The sequence below is a fragment of the Blautia sp. MCC269 genome (genome assembly GCF_018785655.1).
GTDB lineage: Bacteria > Bacillota > Clostridia > Lachnospirales > Lachnospiraceae > Blautia_A.
This window is the reverse complement of sequence record NZ_WQQE01000013.1, coordinates 142,899-164,306: the sequence shown is the minus strand read 5'-3', so window position 1 is coordinate 164,306 and position 21,408 is coordinate 142,899. Positions and strand designations below refer to the sequence as shown.

The window sequence follows — 21,408 nt, the reverse complement described above, 5'->3', positions numbered from 1 at the left end:
GCTGTATTTTATTCTCTCAGTACTCTTTTGTTACTGATCTGCTTTTACTTTTGTATTCTTCCAGTCCCATAAACCGGACTTTCCTGTATCCCTATTTCATCTCAATTTTAAACAGTCTCGCTGCTTTTTCCTGCGGCATCTTCACTACAAGATTTCCATTTTCAACTTTATATTCGCACATCTCTTCCTTTGGATAGATCACGGATACTTTGCTGATCTTTTCTGCATCTTCCAGCGGGATCACTGCTTCTGTTGTTCCCGGTGTCCATACGGAAAGATAGGTATTCTTCTCTGCTTTTACTCCGTAAGCAAGCACTTCGGATTTCAGAGTTCCAAAACCAAGCGGAAAGAACGGCACACCGTCACGGACTTCCTCACGGATCTCTTTATACAGGGCAATTCCCTCTCGCATCCGGTTCATGGAATTTTCACCAAGCTTCCATACCATACCACTGATGTACGGGCGGAGAAGCATACCGTTTACCACATTGTAGATCACATGCTCTTCTTCATCCTCATACGGATATACCCACATGCCACCCTGCTCAGGGGCAACCGCACTTGCCACATTGGCTGCAATATTGGCATTGTAGAGATAATCGGTCTGGTCACTGGTGGACTGCAGGCTTAAGACTTTCAGCATACCATAGTCCATACGCTGTCCGCCGGAACCGCAGTTCTCCACAACAAGATCCGGATAATCACGGAAGATCTCCTCATACCACTGATGGAGGCATTCATAATGCTCACGGATGGCATCTGCACAGCTGTCGCTGTTCAATTCACTTCCGTATCCCATCGTTACGTTATAGTCCACCTTGAAGTACTCTACGCCATAATCACGGATCAGCCTGTCCACTACATCACGGCAGTATTTCCGTACTTCCGGATTGCGGAAATCCAGCATGTAACGTTTGTTGTCAATGTGGCGTTTTCCATGGCGGCAGACAAACCAGTCATCCGGAAGTTTATTTGCAAGCTCACAGGCAACTCCCATAACTTCGATTTCCAGCCAGAGTCCCATTTTCAGGCCTTTGCTGTGTGCGTAATCGCAGACTTCTTTCAGGCCTCCAGGGAATCTTCCGGATGCTTCCTTCCATTCACCGACACGGTCCCACCAGAATCCGTCGTCATACCATCCTGCATCCAGACAGTAATATTCGCATCCCAGCTCTGCCGCCTTGTCAATGATGGAAAGCTCCCGCTCTGTTGTGGGATCTCCCATCAGGCAGTTCATGTAATCATTAAATACCACGTTCAGTTTCTCATCGTCCGGATTCGCTCTGCGTACTTTTCTACGATATCTGGTCAGCGCTGCTACTGCCGGATTCAAACCTCCTTTTACAACGGCTGCCCCTGCCGGAACAGTTGTGAAGCATTCTCCCGGTTTCAGATTCTTATACCATCCATGCTCCTGCTCTGTGGCACCGCTTACAGTAAGATACAGATTCCCACCCTGGGCGGAACCATATTCTATCAGCCACTGTCCGGAACTTTCAACCTGGAAAATATAAGTTTCCCCTGTTTCTCTGTCTTCGGCAATTCCCATTGGAAGATACTCGCAGGTAGACCAGGTTCCCTTTCCACTGTAACAATAACGGTTCAGTCCATATCCCTGATGATTAAATCCGTCTACGACCATTCCGTTTAAGTTCAGTGTCTCTGCATCATATTTCTGCCACTGTGCCTCACAGCACCAGCTGTTAAACGGTACATAGATATCTGTTTTTTTGTAATAAGGTTTGTCACCGCCTCTGGAAATTCCCTGATATATAAAAGAAGAAACGTAAGTCAGGCCCTGATCTTCACTTCCCTCGTTGGTGATCTCTGTCCAGGTCTGCACTGCCGGAACTCCGTCAAACAGGCGCATATGATATACGGCTTTCAGCTTTTCCGGAGAAACCATTACGATCTCCAGTTCTTTTCCACCGTCCTGCTCTTTCAGTTCATGTTTCTCATAAACAAAGTCTACAGAGGACTGATTGATGTTGTTTTTGTAAGCATGCATATTCAGGCTTCCGGTGCCGCTTCTGTGGATCTCAACAGCCGGATAATAAATATCTTCCTTCGGCTCCATGGCTGCCTTTTTTACTTCCTGTGAAGAAAGATCTGCCAGCTCTACCACGCCGTTTTCACGGATACGGAACTGGATATCCAGGCCGTTTTCATGTAATTCGATTGTTTTCATGTTCCCGTTTTTGTAGCTCATACAAAATATCCTCCCGTTTTTGTAATCTTGATCTCAGTATAGCATCTGATCTTTTGCAAGGTGACAGGTATCATCCCCTGAATGTAAAAATGCAATATATTGTCGTATTTATTTTTCTGTGCTATACTGTCTCACAGATATTTTTTCACAGGTTTCTGATCCTGTGCCGCCGTTATCCCATAATATTTTCTGACGATCAGGAGGTTTGCCAAATGGATATTTTTCAGGACTCTTCCAGATATTTTCATATTTCCGCTTTTTATGCCCTTTCCCTTCCTTATTACCATATGGAACATCACACCCATTCCAGTTATGAGATCATGTATATTACTTCCGGTTCCTGCCGGGTTTTCTGCATGGATGAGGAACAGGACGTAGAATTTCTGCTGAAATCCGGACAGTTTATCTTTATCCGACCGGATGTCCCTCACAGGCTTGAAATCCCGGATGGTTTTCCCTGCTCGATCCTGAATCTGGAATTTTCCCTCACTTCCGAAAAAAGCCCGGTTTCTCTGGATCTTCTTCTGAAAAAAGATCCCGGATTTTCCCGGTTCTGGACCTTTATGGACTCCTCCCGGGGATTCTGTTCCGGCACAGATTCCCGGAATTTCGGATACAGCCTGAAAGACCTTCTCACCTTTTTGCAGCGCAGTTCCGGTGAGATAAAGGAGGAAGAATTTCTCTTCTTTCTTCTGTTTGGCCGTATGCTTACAGAACTTGCCTTCTGCGCCCACTCCAGCCGGAACTCATCGGGAAGTGCTTATCTAAAAAAAGCACTCCGCTATATTGACGAGCATTATCTGGAAGATATTGATATTCCTGCCATTGCCGCATATGCAGGAATCAACAAATCCTACCTCCAGGCGCTTTTTACAGAAAAAAACGGCTGCACCATCAACACTTACATTAACCGCAAACGCATGGAGCAGGCCGCCTTTCTTCTGTGCAACAGTACTCTGCACATTACGGATATTGCCTTTTCTTCCGGTTACAATAGCCGGCAGCATTTTGCACATACCTTCGAAAAATTTTATCATATGAACCCTTCCCGGTACCGGAGCCTGCATACCCGGCCTCTCCGTTCGGATACCGAAAAGAAGCGCTATCATATGGCGGATGGCCTGAAACTGGAAAGTGAACCTTTTCCACATGAATGAAGTCAGATCTGAATTCTGAACGACAACCGGGCATTCACGTCTCCACTTCTGATCAGCTGTAACACCATCACACAGGCAAAAAAATCCAGCCGAATCACAGAGATTTTGTATCTCATACGTGATCCGGCTGGATTAATATTTTATTATTGGACTATTTATGGAAGCAGATTCTGCATACTCTTCAGGCTGATCGCCAGTGTAGAAGTATTGTGCAGAAGTGCAGATGTAGTCGGCTGCAGGATTCCTGCAACACCACAGGCGATAAGGCCTGCATTAAAGGTAATGATGAAACGGTAATTACGTCTGATACGTTTCATCAGTGCATTACTGATCTCTTTCAGAACAACCAATTCCTGAAGATCATCCGCACCTACGGTAATGTCTGCGATCTCACGGGCAATTTCAGCACCATCACTGATGGCAATGCCCACATTGGCTGCGGAAAGTGCCGGAGAATCATTGATTCCGTCACCTACCATGATCACCCTTCTTCCGGCTGCCTTCTCTTTTTCGATGAAGTTGGCCTTATCCTCCGGAAGTACCTCGGAATAATATTCATCCACACCTACACGTCTGGCAATAGCTGCTGCTGTACGCTCGCTGTCTCCTGTCATCATAACGATCTTGGAGATTCCTGCCGCGCGCAGTGCTTCTACAGAAGCTTTTGCCTCCTCACGAAGTGGATCTTCAATACAGATCACAGCTGCAAGACGTCCGTCAATAGCCAGATACAGGTGAGAATATTCTTCCGGAATGCTGTCGAATTTCTCCTGGCCATCCTCCGGGATCACACATTTCTCATCTTCAAAAACAAAGTGATAACTTCCGATCACGGCTTTATGTTCTTCTATGGTAGTGGAAATTCCATGTGCCACTACATATTCAACCTTGGAATGCATCTCTTCATGTGCCAGATGTTTCTTTCTGGCTGCACTGACAACGGCCTTGGCCATGGAGTGCGGGAAATGTTCTTCCATACATGCGGCAATACGCAGCATCTCGTCCGGATTGTTGTTATCAAAGGAAACCACATCCACAACCGTTGGTTTTGCTTTTGTCAGAGTTCCAGTCTTATCAAATACGATGGTATCTGCATCAGCCATTGCTTCCAGATATTTACCGCCTTTAACCGTAACTTTATGTGTACCTGCCTCACGGATCGCGGACAGTACGGAGATTGGCATTGCAAGCTTCAGTGCACAGGAGAAATCTACCATGAGGATCGCAAGAGCCTTGGTAGCGTTTCTGGTAATCAGATATGTAAGTGCTGTTCCTCCAAGAGTATACGGAACCAGCTTATCTGCCAGATGCTCTGCCTTGCCTTCCAGGGAAGATTTCAGCTTCTCAGATTCCTCGATCATGGTGACGATCTTGTCATAACGGCTGGAACCACCTACCGTCTTCACCCGGATAGTGATCTCACCTTCCTCCACAACGGTACCTGCATAGGCAACGCTGCCTTCTTTCTTACATACAGGTACAGACTCACCGGTAAGAGACACCTGGTTCACCATAGCTTCTCCATCCGTAACGCTTCCGTCAAACGGAATCACAGTACCCATACGGACAACAACTTCATCTCCCGGCTGAACTTCTTTGGATTCTACAAGAATTTCCTGATCTTCTCTCTTCAGCCACACCTTGCCAACATTCAGTGACATGGTTCTTGCAAGATCACCGACTGATTTCTTATGTGTCCACTCTTCCAGAATTTCTCCGATTCCAAGCAGGAACATAATGGAACCTGCAGTACCGAAATCCTGACGCAGTACGGATACACCGATCGCAGTGGCATCCAGAACCGGTACTTCGATCTTGCGGTGAAGAAGTGTATCAATGCCCTTCCAGATATATTTCAGGGAAGTTGCTGTCGTATAAATCGCGTTCAACGGATATGGCAGGAAAAGCTTTCTTCCAAAATGATAGATCACCTTGGAGATCAGTTTCTCCTGATATTCTGCATTCAGTGCTCTTCCGGAGCTCTGCAGTACCTGCTGGGGAGCTTCCACATCCTGATAATGGAATGCTCTGATACCGCAGATAACAGCCTCACGGCTGCCCTGATAATTCACAACCGCATCACAGGTTCTCTCATATACCTTGGCGGAAGCCACTCCGTCAAGATTTTCGAGATAATACAGCAAAGTATCCGCCTGCTCGTAACTCATTCTCTTCTGGGCAAGATGAATACGAAGTCGTCCTCTTGTCTCATGTTTAATATAAAATTTCACGGGAAATCGCCTCTTTACTCAGCTGTCTCTTCAGTTGCTGCTTCTTTTGTCTCTTCTGCTGCCTCCTTGAATGCATCCTCATCTGCAGTCTCTTCTGCATTCTCTGCAACATCTTCTACAGCCTCTTCTGCTGCAGCTCTCTCCTCATTGATTCCCTTAGCCTCAGCGTAGATATCCTCCGCGTTCTCCTGAAGGCTTGTAGCTGTTTTCATGATGCAGTCCTTAGCTCTTAAAACGGCTGCTGTGCATCCTGTGTAAAGCTTCTTCGCATCCTTGCTTGTAAGGATCTTGATTCCTGCTGTTCCAAAAAGAACACCTGCTGCAAAAAGTCCTGATTTTTTGAATTTAAAATCTACCATAATAATTTTTCCTCCTAAATATATAATTTTTATCATTTTACTGATTTCCGGTGGACAATTTCCCATGCCTGCCCCGGTATTTTCATCATTATAAAATACTTGTAAAAAAATGTCCAGTGTTTTTTTTGTGAATTTAACACAATTCGCTGAATTTTCAGTTAATTTCTCCTAACAGTTAAGTTTTACTAATAGTTTCGTTTTTCTAATTTTTAGTCTGTACAAACCCTTTATTTCCTATTATATAGGGAATATCTCCTTGCTGTGTTTATCCCACTTCATGTACCGGAAGCACTGCAAGTGTGCGGATATTCTGCTCATGGATCTCCCCGCATGCCCGAAGTCCCGCACGGATCACCTCATTAAGCTTCTGCCCGGACAGGTGGCAGATGGTATCATCATCCAGCTCCACTGTGCAGGCCCCTTTGGTACTGCAGGCTACCCGGTACATATTTTTGCGGCTGATGGCTCCGATGGACTCCAGCGTATTGATCATACGGTATACCGTTGCCACACCGATCTTCGGGTCCAGTGCGGAAGCCCTGTAATAAATTTCCTTACAGCAGGAGCACTCCCCTTCCAGAATGATATCAAGCAGGATCCTCCTCTGTCTGGTAATTCTTAAGCCCCGTTCTTTCAGCTTCTCTATAATAAGATCTTTCTGCATCTGTGTATGGCGGTAACATCCTGTTCTCTTTTCTTCTTTCTCAGCTTTTGCGTTCTGCATTCTGATCCCTCCTTTATTATTGAGAAAACTTTTCTTTTATCTAATAAGTTAGTATACTCCAACTGTGGTTAGCTGTAAATAACTTGTTTTGGATTTTTTTATAATATTGAGGATTTCGCCGGAATGCAGTATAATAATTCGTGAATCTATCCATATGAAACCGTCGTTTTGACAAAATGACGAAAAATCCCCTTTCGTTTTTTCGTCAGAATGACAAGAAACTGCCGGAAACTTTGTACGATTCAGCTCTAGCTCTTTTCCTCCATTTTCGATATACTGTTAACCAGCAAAGGAAATTACGTAAAAAACAATATATTAATTTTGGAGGGAAACAACAATGGCAAGTTTATCATTATCTCACATTAATAAAACTTATCCAAACGGCTTCCAGGCAGTTAAAGATTTCAACCTTGAAATCGAAGACAAAGAGTTTATCATCTTCGTAGGACCGTCTGGATGTGGAAAGTCCACAACACTTCGTATGATCGCAGGTCTTGAGGAGATCAGCGGTGGTACACTTAAGATCGGTGACAAAGTCATGAACGATGTTGAGCCTAAGGACCGTGATATCGCAATGGTATTCCAGAACTACGCTCTGTATCCTCATATGACTGTTTATGATAACATGGCATTCGGACTTAAACTTCGTAAAGTTCCGAAAGATCAGATCGATAAAGCAGTTCGTGAAGCAGCAAGAATCCTTGACCTTGACAAACTTCTTGATCGTAAACCGAAGGCTCTTTCCGGTGGTCAGAGACAGCGAGTCGCTATGGGACGTGCTATCGTTCGTAATCCTAAGGTATTCCTTATGGATGAGCCTCTTTCCAACCTGGATGCTAAACTTCGTGTACAGATGCGTATCGAGATTTCCAAGATCCATCAGAGACTTGGTGCTACAATCATCTATGTAACACATGACCAGACAGAGGCTATGACACTTGGTACCAGAATCGTCGTTATGAAAGACGGTGTTGTTCAGCAGGTTGATACACCACAGAACCTGTATCAGAAACCAGGCAACCTCTTCGTTGCAGGATTCATGGGATCTCCGCAGATGAACTTCCTTGATGCTGTTATCTCCGAAAAAGGCGGTAACATGATCGCTACAATCGGTAACGAGCATGAGGTTATTGTTCCTGCAGCTAAAGCTAAAGTTCTCAAAGACAAAGGCTATGTTGGAAAGAAAGTTGTTCTTGGTATCCGTCCTGAGGATATCCATGATTCTCAGATGTTCCTTGAGACATCCCCAAGCAAACCGATGAACTCCGTAGTTAAAGTTTACGAGCTTCTTGGTGCCGAAGTATTCCTGTACTTCGATGTTGACGGAACTCAGATCACAGCACGAGTTGATCCTCGTACAACAGCTAAGACCGGTGATCCGATCAGATTCGCATTCGATATGGAGAAAGCTCACTTCTTCGACAAAGAGACAGAGCTTACAATCACAAACTAATTCTTACCGAATTACAAAAAATGAATTTAACCCCGGGGATATATTTTCCCGGGGTTTCTTTTTTACTCTGCACAATTTTCACTTCATCTACAGAAAGGACTCAATTTTTATGAAAATACAGCAAACACTTCAAAAATGTCTGGATGACTGGAACCGGATCAGTGGACTGGATTTCTGTATTCTGAATGAAAGTAATCAAGTTTTCGCTTCCACCGGAGACAGAAAGCTTCCATCTGCCGAAAAACTCACCCAGTTCCGTGAAGATCCTGCTTTATGCATTTCCAACCGTTCCTGCAGCCTCTACAAATTAAACGGCACATCCGGCGATATGCTTCTGACTGTATGGGGTTCCACGGATTCTGCTTCTACCATCGGAGAACTTGCTGTCTGCCAGGTAGAAAGCCTTCTTACTGCCTATGCGGAAAAAACGGACAAAAATTCCTTCATGCAGAACCTTCTTCTGGAGCGCTACTCTCAGGTGGAAGCCTTCAACAAAGCTGCCCGTCTCCACATTGCACCTTCTGTCCGCCGTGCAGTATTTCTTGTGGAAACCAAACAGCATAAAGATGAAAATGCTCTGGCAACCATCCGGAATATCTTTTCCGCCCGGACCCGTGACTTTATCACTGCCCTGGATGATTCCGGCATTATTGTTGTCCGTGAGCTTCAGAGCACAGAGGGCTATGAAGAGCTTGACGGAATTGCCTGTATGCTTGTAGATATGCTGAATACAGAAGCCATGACTTCTGCCTGGGTCTCCTACAGCAATGCTGCCGACGATATTATGCAGCTTTCTGATGCCTACAAAGAAGCGCGTACTGCTCTGGAAGTCGGAAAAATCTTTTATGCAGACAAAAATGTCTTCGGCTACAACCGCCTTGGTATCGGCCGCCTGATCTATCAGCTTCCGACGCAGGTCTGTGACATGTTCGTAAATGAAATTTTCGGAGATGAGTCTCTGGATTCTATTGATGATGAAACACTGAATATTATCCGAACTTTCTTTGAAAACAACCTGAATCTTTCCGAGACATCCAGACAGCTTTATGTACACAGAAATACTCTGGTGTACCGTTTTGAAAAGCTTCAAAAACGATTCGGACTGGATATCCGTACCTTCGAAGATGCACTGGCTTTTAAACTTGCCATGATGGTAACGGATTACATTACCTACTCCCGGAATCATGGAAAATAAATATCTCAGAAAATATAGTACATAGCACAAAAAAATCCCGGAAATATCTGACGGATATTTCCGGGATTTTATTTTTTACAGAGATATTTTTATTTCAGCAGCATCAGATGTTCCGGTGGAAGATACAGATACTTGGGAAGTCCCATGTCCGGATCTTCCATGAAACTGTTCTTGGGATGCATCCACCACAAACCGGCTGCTGCCTCCTCATCTTTCTTACGGATCATATACTGATGTTCAAACGTTGTTTCAATATACTCATCCACCTGCACTTCCAGGCAGTTCTCTCCAGGCTTCTCTTCCGGCCGGATCCAGTGTCCACGAATTCCCACGTGCGTAATATCTTCTGCCACTTTTTCTGCTGTATGAAGTTTCATTTTCCAGTCTGTGGCATAAATTTCGTGTTCTCCCAGCCGCTGAACTGCTGAAAAATTCTTACATCCGGTAAGTTTTGCCGCTTTCAGCATTCTGGGATTCTCAAACAACCGCTTCGTTTCATCGGTCACGAGGATACGTCCTCCATCCACAACAGAAAGCTCTTTACAGAATTTATAGGCCTCATCTCTGCTGTGAGTTACAAGAATCATATCCCCCGGATAATCCTTAAGAAAATCCTGCATCTCTCTCTGCAGCACATCCTTCAGAAATCCATCCAGTGCGGAAAACGGTTCATCCAGAAGGATTGCTTCCGGCTCTCCGATCATCATTCTGGCCAGTGCCACTCTCTGCTGCTGCCCGCCGGAAAGCTGGGATGGAAGACGTTTTTCCAGTCCCTCCAGATGATAACGCCGGATCAAATCCGACACTTTTTCCTGGACGGAGGCCTTTTCCCCACGGTAACCGCATCGGATATTCTGCTCTACGGTCATGGTTGGAAACAATGCATAATTCTGGAAAAGATAGCCAATCCGCCGTTTCTGTGGTTTCAGATTGATTCCTGCTTCCGAATCAAAGACTGTTTTTCCGTTAATTACAATCTTACCCCGATCCGGAGTTTCAATTCCTGCTATACACCGCAGCGTCATGCTCTTTCCGCTGCCGGATGCTCCAAGAAGCCCGATGGCTGCCGAGCTGCCCTCAAATTGTACTTTCAGGGAAAAATCCCGGAAATTCTTTTCGATATTTACACTGACTGCCATCAGATCCACCTTCTTGTCTTCATTCCTCTTCCGGATACAATGTTAATCAGCGCTACAATCACAAAGGAAATCAGCACAATCACAACGACCCAGAAGCCTGCAGTTCCATAGTTTCCGGCTGCGGTCTCTGCAGCTATGGCTACCGAAACCGTTCTTGTTTTTCCAAGGATATTTCCGGCAAGCATGGAAGTTGCTCCATACTCACCGATGGCACGTGCAAAAGCCAGTACCGTTCCGGAAGCAATTCCCGGTCCTGCCGCAGGCATAACCACCTTCCAGAAGATCCGGTTATCGCTCATTCCCAAAGTCTGGCCCGCATAGATCAGATTCACATCTACCTGCTCAAAAGCACCACGTGCATTGCGGTACATCAGCGGAAACGCAATCACTGCAGCCGCGATCACACAACCTTTCCAGGTCTGTACGATCTTAATATCAAAATTATCCAGAAGAAAACTTCCCAGCGGTCTTTTCAGGCTGAAAATCAGCAGAAGAAAAAATCCGGCAACTGTAGGCGGAAGTACCAGAGGAAGGGTAAGGATACCATCCAGTACTGCTCTGGCTCCTGGTTTCAGTTTCATGATCTTACGGGCGCAGAATACCCCCAGAAAAAAGGCGATCACGGTAGCCACCAGACCTGTTTTTAAGGAAATCCACAGAGGACTCCAGTTTATTTCTTTCAAAAATTCTGTCATCGTTCATTCCTGCACCGACATTTACCGTATTTCAAAAAATTACTGCCGGTTTTCTGCATAATGATTATTTGGAGATACTGTCTTCAGAGTCTGTGCTGTCCTCAGCCTTATATGCTGTGAATCCATAGTCCTCAAATACCTTGATCGCAGCGTCAGATTCTACATAATCCAGGAATGCCTCTGCTGCCTTGGTGTCATCCTCAGATGCTTCTTTATCCTCAATAAGTCCTACCGGATAAAGAACCGGAGTCTGAAGGCTGTCTGCCGGTGCCTCTGCAATAATCTCTACTTTATCCGCAACAGATGCAGCATCTGTCGCATATACTACACCAACTTCATTACTTCCCTCACTGACTGCAGCAAGTACATCTGTTACGTTCTTGCACTCGTTGATCTCCATCTCGTTTACATCATCCATGATTCCAAGGTTGTTGAAAATCTCACGGGAGTACTGTCCAACCGGAACATCCTCACCTGCAAGCGCCATATTCTCGGCATCTGTGATGTTCTCAAATCCTGTTACCTTTGTCTCTCCGTCCTTTGGTTTGATCAGAACGACTTTATTCTCAAGAAGGTCAACAACAGTGTCCTCTTTTGTCAGTTTCTCCTCTGTGAGGGCATCCATCTGTTTATCTGCTGCTGAAAAGAAAAGATCGCAGCGTGCGCCTTCCTCAATCTGTGTCTGCAGTGTACCTGAGCTGTCTGCGCTGTAGTAGATTGTCACATTCGGATAAAGTTCATTGAAATCCTTCTGGATCTCTTCCATGGAATTGCTGAGGCTGGCTGCGATAAAAGCATAAACCTCACCTTTCAGATTCTCATCGCCTTTCACCTCTGTGTCTGCCGCAAAAACACCTCCGGTCATAAGGCCTGTTGTCAGAATTCCCGCTGTAAGAGCTGCTAAGATTTTTTTCTTCACCTTTTTGTCCCTCTCATTTTTCTGTTTCGTTCAGTTTCATTCAGTTTTGAATGGTTTCGTCTAATTTTACCTAAATGAAAGTTTCTTGTCAAGCGTAAGGCCATTGCTGTTTTTTCATACACATGCTATCATAAAATACACAGAGCAATTTTTACTGCAACATCAGGATCTTAAAAGATAAGGAGAATTTTTTTATGAAACTCAGTGCACGTAATCAGTTAAAAGGAAAAGTTATCAACATCAACAAAGGCGCCGTAAATTCCATTGTTTCCATTGATATTGGCGGAGGAAATATCATCACAGCAACCATCTCCTGTGCCGCTGTGGAGGAACTTGGACTGAAAGTTGGCTCTGACGCTTATGCGGTAATCAAGGCTACCAGCGTTATGGTGGGAATCGATGAATAAATTTTACACAGCCCAGGAAGTCGCCGATAAACTGAAAATCAAAAAGACAACCGTATACGAACTTATCAAGAGAGGCGAACTTTCTTCCTCAAAAATCGGCAAGCAGCTTCGTGTCAGCGAAGAACAGTTAGCACAGTATCTGGATGGAGCAGCGCAGATCAGTACTGCGGCGCAGACCCGTGACTATCAGCCGGAAAGTTCTCTTCTGAAAAGAGACTATCTTCTCCACTCCAGTGGACTGATCATCAGCGGACAGTCTTCCCCTGCCCTGGATCTTCTCTTAAATCAGCTTCCTTCCACTCCTGGAAGCCTTCCGGTACTGCAGTCTCATATGAATACCTACAACGGACTGTATTCCCTCTATTTTGAAAAAGTCCACCTGGCCTGTGCTGCCGCTTCCCCGGAGGATATCAAAAGTCTTGTTCCAGGAGTTTCTCTGACAGCAATCCGGTTCTGCCAGTATCCGGTTGGTTTTTATGTAAAAAAAGAAAATCCCAGAAATATCCGGGATTTTTCAGATCTTACACGGGCAGACATTATTTTTGCAAACCGCGAAAAAGGAAGCAGCCGAAGAGTTCTTCTTGACCGGCAGCTGAAGGCTTCCGAAATTTCACCGGAAGCCATATCCGGATACCGCAACGAACTGGTTTCCGACTATTCCACCGCCGCTGCCGTTGCCGGTGGACAGGCTGACACCGCTCTTGGCGAAAGCTGTGCTGCCAGAAGTTTTCCAGGGCTTACATTTCTTCCTGTCTGTGAGGAAACGCTGTATCTCATCCTGCGTTCCGAGAACCTCTGCGCTCCCGGTTTTCAGGCAGTGGCAGATACCATTGCATCCGAAAATTTCCGGCGCACCCTTTCTCTTCAGACCGGATATGATACCTCACATACAGGAGAAATTATCACCCTGTAATTACTTAATGGTTTGCGTTCATATATTCATATACTCTGGTTGATACCGCCCGGATTCCGGACTGCAGATGCCCTTCGGACGCACCACTTGAAAATACGCATAATACATAATCGGTCTTCTTTCCGTAAATAATTGCAATATCATGCTGAACAGAACTTGTTTCTCCTGTTTTGTTGGCACATACCACTCCGTATGGAAGACCTGCAGGAATCTTATAGCGTACAGTCTGATGGAGCAGAAGATTCAGCATTTCCTTGGAATACTGTTTGGACACACATTTGCCACGGTAAATCTGTTCCAGCAGTTTTCCGCAGTCCTTTGCGGATGCGGTATTTCTTCCTCCGTCACTTGCCCAGGAAGAGGATGACGGATGAAGGGAACTGTGGCAGCCTGTCTTTGTATATCCATTCTTTTTCAGATACTGGTTTACTACCGCGGTTCCTTTTACAAAACTTCCGCCTCCGTGGCGTCTTACCAGCTCATTGTAGCTTTCATTGTCACTGACTGTAATCATATCCCACAAAAGATTTCGAACGCTGGAACTGTACTGCATTTTTCCCTGTCTGATCTGATCGTAGGTAGATGCCATGACAAAAGCTTTGATGGTACTTGCCGGATACATTGCCTGATCATTTACATTCACAATATTTCCGGTTTTCAGATCTTTTATGTAAATGGACCAGTTTCCTCCGTAAGCAGACGCAAAATGCTCCATCTCAGCCTTAAAAGCGCTTAATTTATACTCAGACTTTGTGCTCTTTCTTCCCTGCCAGTCTACATACTGGCCATCCGGCGTTTTCATTGTCTTGGCAATGGTACCGTCAGATTTCAGATAAAAACCGCTCTTCCAGCAATTGGTTGCCATCTTTCCATTTTTGTCGATATAGTATTTGCGGCTTCTGTAGGTAATACATCCGGCTTTCTGTGTCAGTCGGCCGTTTCCACTTCCAAAATAATAACTTCCGTTAAATTTCTTTCCGTTTACGGTTATATTCAGCTTATGAAAATGTGTTCCAAAACACATTTTTCCCACGCCGTTGAAATAATAATAGCCACTTTTCAGCGCCATACCATGAAGTTTTCTCTGCTTTATATAACGGACATAAGTTTTTCCGTCTAATCTGCCACGATCGCCCGCATAATAATAGCCCCCGAAAGCTTTTCCGTTTACTTTCTGATCTGCAATTTTTACAAGACCTTTTTCTCCTTTTGTAAAACGGCCATTGGGATCCGAAACATAATACCCCTGAAACGTAATTCCACGAACCGTCAGATTTTTAAAATAATAAACAACCCGTTTCTGTATCAGACGTCCATTGCTGTCAAACATGTAAATGCCACGGTGCAGAAAATCTGTTTCCGGAATTGCCAGATACTGCAGTCCTGTAATCTTTTTGTTTTTTACATCCCGCAGGCACCAGTTTGCACCGGACTTTTTCAGGTACCTTCCACTATTATCCTGAAACATGATTTTCTCTGTGCCGGACTCCGCTTTTACCTCACGGCAGTTTCCTGCCAGACCAATGCAAAAAATTGCTGTCAGCATAAATAAACACGCAAGCACAGCAATTCCCGGTTTTTTGTTATTAACTTTTACTCTTTTCTCTTCCATTTCTCTTTTTTACAGCCTGCCGGAGTTCCCGGCAGGCCCTTCCACCTGTATGTACCTTTATGTAACTTTTACGGGATATTCGGATTTTTATTACTCTTCTGACCAGTCTCCATTATCATCCCAGACAATGTCTCCATCACTGCCACTGTTACTGTCATCAATTACATCGTCTCCACTTCCACTGTTATCACTGTCATCTACATAACCGCCGTCATCATTGCCATCATAGTTTCCGCTATCGCTGTTATCGTAATCTCCTCCGTCTCCGTCATCGCTGTTATCACTGTTGTCGTTGCTGTCATAACTGTTGTCTGAACTTCCATCATCGCTGCTATCATAGCTGCCGTTATCAGAACTGTCGTAAGAGCTGTCATCTGTGGAAGAAGTATCGGTCACACTGGAAGTGTCTGTACTGTCTGTGGAATCTGTACTGTCAGATTCACTGTTATCGGTCTCCACATTTCCCTGTGTACTCTTTTCACTCTTGTCACTTAAACTCATGTAAGTCAGATATGCAGAACCGTCCTGAATCATCAGTTTGGCCTTCTCCATATCGCCCAGCTCTGCACTGTAAATCTCATATGCGTTTCCATCTCCGTCTACAACTTTCATATCATAGATTGCATCTGTGGCAGAATCCGGTGTGTAATACATCTGTACCTGCTCTGCATCTTTGATGGTAGATTCCGCAGGAACGAGATTTTTGCCCCATTCTGTTCCGCCGGCTGCACGGAGATAAACCTCACGGATTTCACCCCTGGTACTGTTGGTAAGATATACAAATTTTGCAGTGCTTGTTTTTACGCCAATCAGCTTCGGTGCCGGCGTGGAAGTCGGAAGCGGTGTGGACGTCGCAGGTGCTGCAGTCGGTGCCGCAGTCGGAACCGGTGTCGGGGTTACTTCCACTGTGTCTTTTGAGGAACTTCCACATCCGGCTGCACTCAGTGCTGCAGCTGCTGCCAGTGCAATCATAATTTTCTTATATTTCATAATAATTACCTCCAGAATTACTGTTTACACATATTTACGCAAGTAATGTTTTTCCGATAAAATATCCGAGAACCAGGATTCCGAGAATGATTCTGTACCATCCAAATACCTTGAAATCATGTTTCTTGATATATCCCATCAGGAATTTGATCGCCAGGATTGATACCACAAAAGATACCAGTACGCCTACGATCAGGATGATCAGCTCTGTGGAGCTGAAGGCAAAACCGAATTTCACAAGCTTCAGAAGGCTTGCGCCAAACATAACCGGAATTGCCAGGAAAAAGGTGAACTCAGCCGCAACCGTACGAGATGTTCCGGCAAGGATTCCTCCGATAATCGTAGATCCGGAACGGGAAGTTCCAGGAATTACGGAAAGCACCTGAAAACAGCCAATAATCAGAGCTGTTTTGAATGTAAGTTTATCCAGTCTGGTACAGGTTGGTCTGCGGCGTTTATTGTAATTCTCGATCACAATAAAAAGAACACCATAAACAATCAGTGTGATCGCAACCACAACATAATTATAGAATTTCTCTTCAATGATGTCATTAAACGGAAGTGCGATGATGATCGTCGGCAGACATGCTACCAGGATCTTGAACCACAGGATCCATTTCTCCTTATCACAGTATTTCTCCACAAATGTAAGGATTCCTCTGGATACTGCCGGCTGTTTACGAAGGGCCATCTGTGTTTTTTTGGGAATCTTCCTTATGTAAAAAGGCCACAACTTGTTCCAGTACAGAACAACAACTGCCATGATCGCACCAAGCTGGATCGCTACCAGAAAAAATTCCATAAATGCATCGGACACATTCAGCTTGATAAATTCATCTACCAGGATCATATGCCCGGTACTGCTGATCGGAAGCCACTCTGTGATTCCCTCCACAATGCCAAGAAGGATAACCTTCAGCAATTCTATAAAACTCATGTTAACTCCTTTCCAAAAGCACATTTCGCTTTGTGCCAAAAATAAGATAAGGACCGAACCGGTATATAAACAACGGCTCCGTCCTTATCAGTATATTACATATTTTTCAATTCGTAAACTTTGAATCTTTTATTTCGCAAAATTTACATATTTTTTACATTTAACAACGCTTAACGATTGTCAATTGTCGCAATATCTACCAGAGTCAGGTTGTTCAGGTCTGTATTCTCAAGACTTGTAACCAGAGCCTCTGCAGTATCAAGGCTTGTAAGTACGTTAACACCTGTCTCAATGGCATTACGACGGATGACGAAACCATCTTTCTGATGCTCAACACCCTGTGGCGGTGTATCGATGACAACATCGATCTTGTGGCCAAGGATCAGATCCATCAGGTTCGGAGACGGCTGCTCCAGTTTATTGGTACGTGTTACCTTGATTCCGTTCTCAGTCAGGACATTTGCTGTACCTCTTGTTGCAAAGATACGGTATCCCTGAGCCTCGAAGCGTTTTGCGATCGGGATGATATCCTCTTTATCCTCATCCTTAACAGTGATGATCATCTGTTTGTGTTTCGGAAGACGGATTCCTGCCCCGATGAATGCTTTGTAAAGAGCCTCGTTGAAGGTCTTAGCAATACCAAGGCACTCACCTGTGGATTTCATCTCCGGTCCAAGGCTGATATCTGCGCCTCTGATCTTCTCGAAGGAGAATACCGGCATCTTGATTGCAAAGTACTCTGCTTCTTTCTGAAGTCCAGGTGTGTAACCAAGCTCTTTGATCTTGTGGCCAAGGATAACTCTTGTTGCAAGCGGAACAATCGGGATTCCTGTTACCTTGCTGATGTACGGTACTGTACGGCTGGAACGTGGGTTAACCTCGATAACATATACATCCTCACCTACAACGATGAACTGGATATTGATCATACCGATTACATGAAGTGCCTGTGCAAGACGACGTGTGTACTCGGCGATGGTGTCTTTTGCTTTCTGGCTGATGGTCTGTGCCGGATATACGGAAATACTGTCTCCGGAGTGGATACCTGCACGCTCGATATGCTCCATGATTCCAGGGATCAGAATGTCCTCACCGTCGCATACCGCATCAACCTCGATCTCTTTACCCATGAGGTATTTGTCAACAAGGATCGGATGCTCCTGTGCGATCTGGTTGATGATTCCGATATACTCTTCCACATCCTCATCGCTGACAGCAATACGCATTCCCTGTCCTCCAAGTACGTAGGACGGGCGGACAAGTACCGGATATCCCAGCTCGTTGGCAGCTTTTTTCGCCTCTTCTGCTGTGAATACGGTGTGTCCCTTCGGTCTCGGGATCTGGCATTTCTCAAGGATGGCATCAAAGAGCTCTCTGTCCTCTGCGGCATCTACATTCTCAGCAGATGTTCCAAGGATCTTAACGCCCATCTTGATCAGTGCTTCGGTCAGTTTGATGGCTGTCTGTCCACCGAACTGAACAACAGCTCCATCCGGTTTCTCGATATTTACTACATTCTCAACATCTTCCGGTGTCAGTGGCTCGAAATACAGCTTATCTGCAATATCGAAGTCTGTACTTACAGTCTCCGGGTTGTTGTTGATAATAATGGTCTCATATCCCTCTTTCGCAAATGCCCATGTACAGTGTACAGAGCAGAAGTCGAACTCAATACCCTGTCCGATACGGATCGGGCCGGAACCAAGTACCAGGATCTTTTTCTTATCTTTTGTCTCGATTGCTTCGTTCTCTGTCTGGTCATCGCCGTATACAGAGTAGTAGTATGGTGTCTCTGCCGCAAACTCTGCCGCACAGGTATCAACCATCTTGTATGCTGCACGGATGCCGTACTCTTTACGAAGATCTTTGATCTCAGCTTCTGTCTTGCCTGTGAGATCTGCGATGATGTAGTCCGGGAACTCCATTCGTTTTGCTTCCAGAAGAAGGTCTTTGTCCAGTTTCTGGGTCTTCAGAGCCTGCTCCATCTCAACAAGGATTGCCAGCTTGTCGATGAACCAGATATCGATCTTGGTGATCTCGTGAAGTTTCTCCTGGGAAATATTTCGTCTCAGGGCTTCTGCGATCTTCCAGATACGGCGGTCATCCACGATATTCAGCTCGTCCAGAAGTTCCTCATCAGAAAGATGGGAGAAATCGTAGGACATCAGACTGTCTACGTGCTGCTCCAGGGAACGGATGGCTTTCATTAAAGCACCCTCAAAGTTATGGCAGATACTCATAACCTCACCGGTAGCTTTCATCTGTGTGGTCAGTGTACGTTTTGCTGTGATAAATTTATCAAATGGCAGACGCGGGATCTTAACGACACAGTAGTCCAGCATCGGCTCGAAGCTTGCGTATGTTTTGCCTGTGATGGCATTCGGGATCTCATCCAGTGTGTAGCCCAGTGCGATCTTGGCCGCAACCTTGGCGATCGGATAACCGGTAGCCTTACTTGCAAGTGCGGAAGAACGGCTTACACGAGGGTTAACCTCGATGACACAGTACTCAAAACTCTCCGGATGAAGAGCGTACTGTACGTTACATCCACCTGTGATACCAAGTTCTGTGATGATGTTAAGCGCAGATGTACGAAGCATCTGGTACTCTTTATCTCCAAGTGTCTGGGAAGGAGCAACTACGATGGAGTCACCGGTATGGACACCAACCGGGTCAATGTTCTCCATGTTGCAGACTGTGATGCAGTTTCCTGCGCTGTCTCGCATTACCTCGTACTCGATCTCTTTCCATCCGGCGATACATCTCTCTACAAGAACCTCGCCTACACGGGAAAGACGGAGACCATTCTCAAGGATCTCACGAAGCTCCGGCTCGTTGTGTGCGATACCGCCGCCGCTTCCGCCAAGTGTGTATGCAGGACGGAGAACAACCGGATATCCGATGGTCTGTGTAAACTCCACACCATCTTCTACGGTTGTAACGACCTTGGATGCTGCAACCGGCTCGCCGATCTTTTCCATGGTATCTTTGAACTCCTGACGGTCCTCAGCCTTACGGATGGTAGCTGCTGTGGTACCGATCAGTCGTACATTGTGCTCTTTCAGGAAGCCTTTCTCCTCAAGCTCCATGGCAAGGTTCAGTCCTGCCTGGCCACCCAGTGTAGGAAGTACACTGTCCGGTTTTTCTTTGAGGATCAGCTGCTCTACGACCTCAACAGTCAGAGGCTCGATGTAAACTCTGTCTGCGATGTCTTTATCTGTCATGATGGTAGCAGGATTGGAGTTTAAAAGTACAACCTCCATGCCCTCTTCCTTCAGAGAGCGGCATGCCTGGGTTCCTGCATAGTCAAACTCTGCTGCCTGGCCGATTACGATCGGACCTGAGCCGATCACAAGTACTTTTTTTATGTCCTTATTCCTTGGCATTATTTCTCTCCTCCCATCATCTTCATGAATCTGTCAAACAGGTAACTGGAATCCTGTGGTCCCGGGCATGCTTCTGGATGGAACTGTACGGTAAAGATGTTCTTTCCATTATATGCCATACCCTCGTTTGTTCCGTCGTTGACGTTTACAAATGCAGGATGTGCGATGTTTTTCTCCTCAAGGCCTTCTGCGTCTACTACGTAGCCATGGTTCTGAGAAGAAATATAAACTCTTCCTGTCTCCAGGTCTTTGACCGGATGGTTTCCACCTCTGTGACCGTATTTCATCTTATGGGTATCTCCGCCTGTTGCAAGAGCCATAAGCTGATGTCCAAGACAGATGGCAAAGATCGGCACATCGGAGTCATAGAGTTTCTTGATTTCTTTAATAATAGAAGTGCATTCCTTCGGATCTCCAGGGCCGTTGCTGAGCATGATGCCGTCCGGATTGTCTCCAAGGATCTCTTCTGCCGGTGTCAGAGCCGGGTAAATGGTAACCTGGCATCCTCTCTCATTCAGTGAGCGTGCGATGTTTCTCTTGGCGCCCAGATCAAGAAGCGCAACCTTCGGTCCGTTCCCCTTAAGCACTTCCTTTTCGCGGCAGGAAACCTTCTCTACCACTTTTCCTGTTGTATATGCTTTTAATCTGGGGATGATTGTATCCAGGTCATAGTTCTCGTCAACTGTGATCATTCCGTTCATGGTTCCCTTCTCACGAAGGATCTTAGTCAGTGCTCTGGTATCAATTCCTGCGATTCCCGGAATGTCGTTTTTGCTCAGAAAATGCTGAATGGTGTCTACGCTTCTGAAGTTGCTGGGAACTCGTGATAATTCGCGTACAATAAATCCGTCAATCCACGGCTTCCTTGATTCCTGGTCATCATAACAGATTCCGTAGTTTCCGATCAGCGGATATGTCATACACACCGCCTGTCCTGCGTAAGAAGGATCTGTCATTACTTCCAGATAACCAGTCATGGAAGTGTTAAAGACAATTTCACTGATGACTTCCCTTGCAGAACCAATGCTAGTTCCTGTAAATACATGGCCATCTTCCAATATCAGAAATGCTTTCATACAATC

17 protein-coding genes are annotated in these 21,408 nt (G+C 45.4%); 5 read left to right on the top strand and 12 right to left on the bottom strand.

What is annotated here, in order from left to right:
* Positions 1 to 91: 91 nt before the first annotated feature.
* Positions 92 to 2,209 carry a glycoside hydrolase family 36 protein gene (locus GPK88_RS05595; RefSeq protein ID WP_173761796.1) on the bottom strand — a complete coding sequence of 706 codons (2,118 nt, stop codon included), beginning with the start codon at positions 2,207 to 2,209 and terminating at the stop codon, positions 92 to 94.
* A gap of 212 nt (positions 2,210 to 2,421) precedes the next feature.
* On the opposite strand from GPK88_RS05595, the gene GPK88_RS05590 reads away from it, so the two are divergent.
* Positions 2,422 to 3,366 (top strand): AraC family transcriptional regulator, encoded by a 945-nt coding sequence (locus GPK88_RS05590; protein ID WP_173761795.1) that lies wholly within the window; start codon positions 2,422 to 2,424, stop codon positions 3,364 to 3,366.
* A gap of 155 nt (positions 3,367 to 3,521) precedes the next feature.
* On the opposite strand, the gene GPK88_RS05585 is transcribed toward GPK88_RS05590, so the two are convergent.
* From GPK88_RS05585 to GPK88_RS05575, 3 genes are all read right to left on the bottom strand, one after another.
* Positions 3,522 to 5,597 carry a heavy metal translocating P-type ATPase gene (locus GPK88_RS05585; RefSeq protein ID WP_330626585.1) on the bottom strand — a complete coding sequence of 692 codons (2,076 nt, stop codon included), beginning with the start codon at positions 5,595 to 5,597 and terminating at the stop codon, positions 3,522 to 3,524.
* Between the two features lie 14 nt (positions 5,598 to 5,611).
* Positions 5,612 to 5,956, bottom strand: a complete 345-nt coding sequence (locus GPK88_RS05580; RefSeq protein ID WP_021976234.1) for a DUF6110 family protein — start codon at positions 5,954 to 5,956, stop codon at positions 5,612 to 5,614.
* A gap of 265 nt (positions 5,957 to 6,221) precedes the next feature.
* A complete protein-coding gene (locus tag GPK88_RS05575; protein WP_021976235.1) occupies positions 6,222 to 6,680 on the bottom strand; it encodes a transcriptional repressor in 459 nt (152 codons plus the stop codon).
* A 337-nt stretch (positions 6,681 to 7,017) separates the two neighbouring features.
* Between GPK88_RS05575 and GPK88_RS05570 the strand changes: the two genes are divergently transcribed.
* Both GPK88_RS05570 and GPK88_RS05565 read left to right on the top strand, forming a co-directional pair.
* Positions 7,018 to 8,133 carry an ABC transporter ATP-binding protein gene (locus GPK88_RS05570; RefSeq protein WP_118061999.1) on the top strand — a complete coding sequence of 372 codons (1,116 nt, stop codon included), beginning with the start codon at positions 7,018 to 7,020 and terminating at the stop codon, positions 8,131 to 8,133.
* Between the two features lie 109 nt (positions 8,134 to 8,242).
* Positions 8,243 to 9,328 carry a PucR family transcriptional regulator gene (locus tag GPK88_RS05565; protein ID WP_148444999.1) on the top strand — a complete coding sequence of 362 codons (1,086 nt, stop codon included), beginning with the start codon at positions 8,243 to 8,245 and terminating at the stop codon, positions 9,326 to 9,328.
* Positions 9,329 to 9,417: 89 nt separating this feature from the next.
* Here the strand turns inward: GPK88_RS05565 and GPK88_RS05560 are convergent, their stop codons facing one another.
* The 3 genes from GPK88_RS05560 to modA form a co-directional block, all read right to left on the bottom strand.
* On the bottom strand, positions 9,418 to 10,467 hold the full coding sequence (locus tag GPK88_RS05560; protein ID WP_148445000.1) for a sulfate/molybdate ABC transporter ATP-binding protein: 1,050 nt from the start codon (positions 10,465 to 10,467) through the stop codon (positions 9,418 to 9,420).
* Positions 10,467 to 11,162: a molybdate ABC transporter permease subunit gene (gene modB, locus GPK88_RS05555; protein WP_148445001.1), complete on the bottom strand. Its 696-nt coding sequence runs from the start codon at positions 11,160 to 11,162 to the stop codon at positions 10,467 to 10,469. Before modB ends, GPK88_RS05560 begins: the two co-directional genes overlap by 1 nt.
* A 64-nt stretch (positions 11,163 to 11,226) precedes the next feature.
* Positions 11,227 to 12,081, bottom strand: coding sequence for a molybdate ABC transporter substrate-binding protein (gene modA / locus GPK88_RS05550; RefSeq protein ID WP_148445002.1), 855 nt, complete (start codon positions 12,079 to 12,081; stop codon positions 11,227 to 11,229).
* A gap of 194 nt (positions 12,082 to 12,275) precedes the next feature.
* Here modA and GPK88_RS05545 point away from each other — a divergent pair, with 194 nt between their 5' ends.
* Positions 12,276 to 12,488 (top strand): TOBE domain-containing protein, encoded by a 213-nt coding sequence (locus GPK88_RS05545; RefSeq protein WP_118062004.1) that lies wholly within the window; start codon positions 12,276 to 12,278, stop codon positions 12,486 to 12,488.
* On the top strand, positions 12,481 to 13,401 hold the full coding sequence (locus GPK88_RS05540) for a substrate-binding domain-containing protein (protein WP_173761792.1): 921 nt from the start codon (positions 12,481 to 12,483) through the stop codon (positions 13,399 to 13,401). The genes GPK88_RS05545 and GPK88_RS05540 overlap by 8 nt, the downstream gene beginning before the upstream one ends.
* Positions 13,402 to 13,405: 4 nt before the next feature.
* Here the strand turns inward: GPK88_RS05540 and GPK88_RS05535 are convergent, their stop codons facing one another.
* From GPK88_RS05535 to GPK88_RS05515, 5 genes are all read right to left on the bottom strand, one after another.
* Complete coding sequence (locus GPK88_RS05535; protein WP_215707583.1) at positions 13,406 to 15,013, bottom strand: serine hydrolase; 1,608 nt, start codon at positions 15,011 to 15,013, stop codon at positions 13,406 to 13,408.
* A gap of 90 nt (positions 15,014 to 15,103) precedes the next feature.
* Entirely contained in the window at positions 15,104 to 16,003 is a 900-nt protein-coding gene (locus GPK88_RS05530; protein ID WP_215707582.1) for a hypothetical protein, read from the bottom strand.
* A 34-nt stretch (positions 16,004 to 16,037) separates the two neighbouring features.
* On the bottom strand, positions 16,038 to 16,940 hold the full coding sequence (locus GPK88_RS05525) for an undecaprenyl-diphosphate phosphatase (protein ID WP_173771127.1): 903 nt from the start codon (positions 16,938 to 16,940) through the stop codon (positions 16,038 to 16,040).
* Positions 16,941 to 17,110: 170 nt separating this feature from the next.
* A complete protein-coding gene (carB, locus tag GPK88_RS05520; protein ID WP_215707581.1) occupies positions 17,111 to 20,326 on the bottom strand; it encodes a carbamoyl-phosphate synthase large subunit in 3,216 nt (1,071 codons plus the stop codon).
* Complete coding sequence (locus tag GPK88_RS05515; RefSeq protein WP_118062010.1) at positions 20,326 to 21,402, bottom strand: carbamoyl phosphate synthase small subunit; 1,077 nt, start codon at positions 21,400 to 21,402, stop codon at positions 20,326 to 20,328. Before GPK88_RS05515 ends, carB begins: the two co-directional genes overlap by 1 nt.
* Positions 21,403 to 21,408 lie beyond the last annotated feature (6 nt).